Origin of the sequence: Collinsella aerofaciens (assembly GCF_040915425.1) — a bacterium.
Taxonomy (GTDB): Bacteria; Actinomycetota; Coriobacteriia; order Coriobacteriales; family Coriobacteriaceae; genus Collinsella; species Collinsella aerofaciens_BW.
The window spans coordinates 1-4,609 of sequence record NZ_JBCPDN010000097.1; the positions used below are offsets into that span (position 1 = coordinate 1).

The following is a 4,609-nucleotide window of genomic DNA, read 5'->3' on the forward strand; positions in this document are numbered from 1 at the left end:
CTCATCGGGTCTCTCGCGCGGAACGTCCGGCACGCACTTGATGCCGGTCGCGTGCATAAGGCGCTGGGCCACTACCCTCTCGATGTCCATCAGTCACCCCCGAAGACGGATTGCAGGCGGTTGTGCTTGCGCTCGCTCACGTTGGCGCGCTTGCTATCCGTGTAGACGACGCGGCCCCTCGCAAGCGAACCGCCTGCGACCGCGGTGCTGTAGCCGTTCTCGCCGTACTTCGGCGTGAACGTGGAGTTGCATGCGGCCGCGGCGGCGTTGGCCTTCTCGGTGAGCATGGCCTGCACGCCCCCGCCGTTCATGACCTCGGCGTATCCGCCGCGGTTCCAGCCCTTCCACTTGATCTTGACCTCGCACTTCGCCTTAGCCATCGGTTCGGGTCACCTCGCAGGTGAGGTCCCAGGGGCCGGGCGTGTTGGCCGCGTTGTATCGCTTGGGGTCGCCGACCACCTTGTAGTCGGTGCCGCGCACCGTGACCGTCGCGTCCTTGAGGTCAACGTCCGCGCCCTTCGGGAAGCAGAGCGTGTAGGCGACCGTCACGCCATTGGGGCGCGTCGAGTCGAGGTCGGCGGTCGCGCCGGGGCAGACCACGACGTTTTCGACCGCCGTCTCGGTCACCGTCTCGCCGGTCGGCTCTCCCAGCTCGTCGAACGACTGGGCCGCACTGCGCACGGTCACGGTCTCGCCGGAGATGAGGCACGTCATTCGGCCACCCCTCCCCTCTCCAGAGGCGTGAGCGCCCCGAGCGCCTGACCGGTGAGGCCGAGACGCCTGAGGTCGCTCTTCCCGAGGTACATCTCGCCGAGCGCCGAGCCGTAGGTCACCGATGCCGTGTATCCGCCCGCCCCCTGGCTGTACTGGGTGGCCCCCGCCATGGCGGCGGGGGCGGAGAGCACGCGGTTGACGAGCAGGCAGCACACGGCGGGCGCGGCGCGGTCGAACGCCGGGCACGCCCCCTCGGTGTACTCGCCGATTCGGTCCTCGAATGCCGCGAGCATCAGGTCCGATGCGTCCTGCAGCAGCACCCCGGTGCGGGCCTCGTCCGCGGGCTCGCCGTAGCGGGCCTTGTAGTCGTCCACGCTGGCGAGCGCGGCCATGGCTACTCGGCCTCCATGATCCCGGCGTCGACGAGGGCCTGAACGACCTTCGCGACGGTCGGGCTGGCGCCGGGGTTGGCGACCTTCTTGGGCAGCACGAGCGGCTTGCCGTCGGGCGAGACGAGCGCAATGTGCTGCGGGAGGATGCTGGACGCCTTGCCAGCGTCCTCCACGATGAACTTCTGGACTAGAAGAGCCATCTCGGTACCCCCTAGGCGCTCTTGAGGACGGCGAAGGCCTTCGGGTCGAGTACCGCGTATGCGAGGACGGCCTCGGTGCGGTAGGCGATCTGGTTGTAGCCCTTCAGGTCCTGACCGGTGTTGTCGGGGTCGCCGTACTCGATGACCTCGGCGGTGATGTCGCGGACCATGCCCCACTTGATGGCGGAGAAGTCGCCCATGATCGCGGAGACCTTGGTCGGGGTCTTGGCGAGACGGCCGTTCACGGTGCCGGACACGGAGGCGGGGATGCCGTCGAGGTTGCCCACGTTGAGGGACAGCGGCACCTCGGGGTACAAGCGCTGCCCGGTGGCGGGCACGCGCAGCTTGCGCAGCTCGGAGGCGAACTGGCGGCTCATGGCGATGCCGTTGATGCCGTAGTCGAGCAGGGCGTCGGAGAGGGAGTCGATGTCGTCGACCGGGGAGTCGGTCTTGGCGACGCTGTGGACGTCCTTGTCAGCGGTCAGGGCGGTGTAGCCCGTGAGGCCGAGGCCGGTCTTGGGGTTGATGGCGTGGTAGACGATGTAGTCGAGCGCGCGGCCCGCGGCGGCGGTCTGGTCGGCGATGATGTTGGAGATGATCTCCAGCTGGTTGTCCTCGTCGGCCCACTTCAGCTCGTCGGAGACGCGCGTGGTCGTGACGATCTTGGCGCGCTTTGCGACCACGGGGTCGGTGGAGATCTCGGAGCCGGACTTCTTGCCGCCCTCGGCGACGACCTCGGCCTCTGCGGTCGGGTTGAACACGAGGTAGGTCGTGTCCGCGAACTTCTGCGGGGTGCTGGGGCTCAGCGTGGCGATGGTGGAGGTGTCCTTCACCTTGCCGATGATGGTGGATACCACGCTGGACGGCAGCTTGATTTTCTGGGTGTCGTTTGCAGCCATTTCTGTGCCTTTCTTCGGGTTTGGCTTACTTCAGGAGGCGCTTGGCGAAGTCTCGCAGCGCCTCGTCCCCGCCCTTGCCGCCCTTGTCGAAGCTGCCGGGCTTCTCCACTCGCGGCGCGGGCTTTGTCTTGAATGCGGCGAGCATCTTGTCGCACCATGCGGCCATGCTCTCCTCGTCCTCGCCGACGATGAGCTCGGCGGGGACTCCCTTCTCCTGCGCGACCTTGGCGGCGGTCTTGGCTCGCGCCTCGGCCTTCTCCTTGGCGTCGAGTCGCTTCTCGAGCTCCGCGACCTTCTCGTCGGCGGTCTTCTTCGCCTGGTTGGCCTCGTCGAGTGCGCTTGCCGCGCCCTTGTTGGCCTTGGCCTGCTTCTCCCACTTGCGGGAGTGCGCCTTCTCGGCCTCGTAGAGCGCCTTGTAGTCGGGCTCATCGCCCCCGGTCGGCTCCGTACCGCCCGTGGGCTCCGTGTTGGTCTCTGCTGCCATGTCGCGTCCTTTCCCGGACCGTGCGGCCCGTCGGGCCAGCCGTGCGGCCGAGCCCCTTAGATGTGCGTTTCGGGCCGTGCGGCCCTGTCGCGCGGCAGTGTCCTACGGGCGTGAGATTTGGCCTGTTTGGCGTTTTTCGGCATGAAAAAAGCCGCCCGTGGGCGGCCATGCGGTATGATGAGGTTAGGCGGAAGCTGTTTGACTCACCTATTGAGACATGCAGCTCCCGCCTATTTTTTTATCGTTTGGAGCGACCCGTCGTGCCCCAGCATCCGCACCTCAGAGATTCCGTACCTCTTCATGTACTTGCGTATCCACGCTTCGGCTTGGCTGTCGGTGACCGACTTGTTCTCGCTGACGTCGAAGACGGAGAACCGCACCCCGCTCTTGTTGGCCACGGACTTCATGTGCGACTTGAACGTGTTCTCCGATTTCGACGTGTACACGGTCTTGATTTCGATGCCCGTGGACAGGTCGGCGCGGCTTACGGTCGTTTTTCCCTGCGCGTTCTCGCTCTTCAGGTGCACCTCGTCTTCCCAGAACTCGGTCTTGTAGCCCAGTGCCGCCAGCTTCTCTGCGGTTCTCCTCTCTCCGGGGTCTACCCTCCACCTCTTTACCTTGTCGCGCCTCACCGCATCGTCCGTGAACGTTATGCCCTTATGCTCGCCGCCCGCGTACCAGGACGGGTCGCGTAGCTCTATCTCGGATGCGACGCGGTTGTTGAGGTAGGCGGTGTACGCCTTCCCCTCCTTGTTGCCGTGGCGCCTCACGAGCGCTTTGCGTTCGTCCTCCGGCATTGCGTACCAGTCGGAGGCGATGCCGTCGCGGCCTCCGAGCGCGGCCAGGCAGTCGTTATACCTCTCGTACATCCCGTCAGGGTCGTATCCCTTGACCGTAGTCACCCCGTCGAAGCCGGGGACGATTCGGCAGTCGCAGTGCGCGTGCGAGTGCTCGGCCGCCTCCTCGGTCTTGGCGTAGAAGCCGAACGACGCGAGCATGAGGCAGAACCCGCACGTCTCGCCACGGGGAACGCGGGCGTACCACGGCTTTGCCGGGTCTTTGCGCGCGTTGTGGGCGACGCACCTGTTGGCGGCGCGCCTGATCTCCTCGTCGACCCTCGTGACGCACCGCGAGACAAAGACCTCGGGGGCGCCCTCGACGACCTTGCCGATGAAATACCTAACCGCGCCGAGCGTGTCGTCCGGGTCTCGCATGGACTCGGCGACCGCCCGATACTTCCCGGGAAAGCCCTGCGACGCCCTGACCGCGTCGTAGTATTCGGCTGCCCTGGCGGCGGCGCACGTGTCGGCGTAGTACCCGAGCACCGCCTCGATCGTCTCGTACGCCCTCTCGCGGAGAGCGGCGACATCGCCGCCACCACCGCGCTCCCAGCTCGACAGCAGGGACTCGAGCGCCGACCTCACCTTCGCCTGGGCGTCTGCCGACAGCGCGTTCACCTCATCGGTCAGCTCGTCCAGCAGGCTAGTCGGCACCGCCGCCATTCTCGCCCTCCTTCGGCTCGAACAGCGATGCGATAGCCGCGCCCGCCTGCGCCTTCTTGGCATCCGACTCGATGCGCTGGATCTGCTCGTCCGTGTAGTCGAGCATCTCGTAGGCGACCGTGGAGTTGGCGAGCTTCGGGAGCGCCTGCACCTGCTTGAGCAGCGCGTCGGACAGGCTCACCGTGGACGGGTACGCCGGGCTGAGGAATCGCGGGTTGATCTCATGCCCCGCATCGCGCTCGGTGGCGAAATCGGTGCCGTTCGCCACGGCGAGCGCCATGTAGGCCACGTTGCGCAGCGCCGTGCCGTTGTCGCGGTTGAGGTTCTTGGCGTCGATGACAAGAGGCTCGAGGGACGCGGCGATGGCGTCCGAGGAGGACGGGTTGTCGTTGGACACTCCGAAGAAGCTCACCGGCAC

The 4,609-nt window shown here is 66.4% G+C and carries 7 protein-coding genes and 1 pseudogene; all 8 read right to left on the reverse strand.

Features of this window, described 5'->3' with window-relative positions:
- Positions 1–89 precede the first annotated feature (89 nt).
- Positions 90–380, reverse strand: a complete 291-nt coding sequence (locus AB5164_RS09695) for a hypothetical protein (RefSeq protein WP_368142582.1) — start codon at positions 378–380, stop codon at positions 90–92.
- The gene (locus tag AB5164_RS09700) at positions 373–714 is read right to left on the reverse strand and encodes a hypothetical protein (protein WP_368142583.1); all 342 of its coding nucleotides are present in this window, start codon (positions 712–714) and stop codon (positions 373–375) included. Before AB5164_RS09700 ends, AB5164_RS09695 begins: the two co-directional genes overlap by 8 nt.
- Complete coding sequence (locus AB5164_RS09705) at positions 711–1,106, reverse strand: Gp19/Gp15/Gp42 family protein (protein ID WP_273378165.1); 396 nt, start codon at positions 1,104–1,106, stop codon at positions 711–713. Before AB5164_RS09705 ends, AB5164_RS09700 begins: the two co-directional genes overlap by 4 nt.
- A gap of 2 nt (positions 1,107–1,108) precedes the next feature.
- Positions 1,109–1,306 carry a hypothetical protein gene (locus AB5164_RS09710; RefSeq protein ID WP_368142584.1) on the reverse strand — a complete coding sequence of 66 codons (198 nt, stop codon included), beginning with the start codon at positions 1,304–1,306 and terminating at the stop codon, positions 1,109–1,111.
- 11 nt (positions 1,307–1,317) lie between these two features.
- Positions 1,318–2,205, reverse strand: a complete 888-nt coding sequence (locus AB5164_RS09715) for a phage major capsid protein (RefSeq protein WP_195234083.1) — start codon at positions 2,203–2,205, stop codon at positions 1,318–1,320.
- A 25-nt stretch (positions 2,206–2,230) separates the two neighbouring features.
- Positions 2,231–2,689, reverse strand: coding sequence for a hypothetical protein (locus AB5164_RS09720; protein ID WP_368142585.1), 459 nt, complete (start codon positions 2,687–2,689; stop codon positions 2,231–2,233).
- A 230-nt stretch (positions 2,690–2,919) separates the two neighbouring features.
- Positions 2,920–4,191 carry a VG15 protein gene (locus AB5164_RS09725; protein ID WP_368142586.1) on the reverse strand — a complete coding sequence of 424 codons (1,272 nt, stop codon included), beginning with the start codon at positions 4,189–4,191 and terminating at the stop codon, positions 2,920–2,922.
- Positions 4,172–4,609, reverse strand: a pseudogene (locus AB5164_RS09730) (phage portal protein); the annotation flags it as partial. The pseudogene AB5164_RS09730 and the gene AB5164_RS09725, both read right to left, overlap by 20 nt.

Bases quoted from the DNA above. Each gene is read 5' to 3' on its own strand.
- AB5164_RS09695 (WP_368142582.1), bottom strand. From the start codon at position 380: ATGGCTAAGGCGAAGTGCGAGGTCAAGATCAAGTGGAAGGGCTGGAAC.
- AB5164_RS09700 (WP_368142583.1), bottom strand. From the start codon at position 714: ATGACGTGCCTCATCTCCGGCGAGACCGTGACCGTGCGCAGTGCGGCC.
- AB5164_RS09705 (WP_273378165.1), bottom strand. From the start codon at position 1,106: ATGGCCGCGCTCGCCAGCGTGGACGACTACAAGGCCCGCTACGGCGAG.
- AB5164_RS09710 (WP_368142584.1), bottom strand. From the start codon at position 1,306: ATGGCTCTTCTAGTCCAGAAGTTCATCGTGGAGGACGCTGGCAAGGCG.
- AB5164_RS09715 (WP_195234083.1), bottom strand. From the start codon at position 2,205: ATGGCTGCAAACGACACCCAGAAAATCAAGCTGCCGTCCAGCGTGGTA.
- AB5164_RS09720 (WP_368142585.1), bottom strand. From the start codon at position 2,689: ATGGCAGCAGAGACCAACACGGAGCCCACGGGCGGTACGGAGCCGACC.
- AB5164_RS09725 (WP_368142586.1), bottom strand. From the start codon at position 4,191: ATGGCGGCGGTGCCGACTAGCCTGCTGGACGAGCTGACCGATGAGGTG.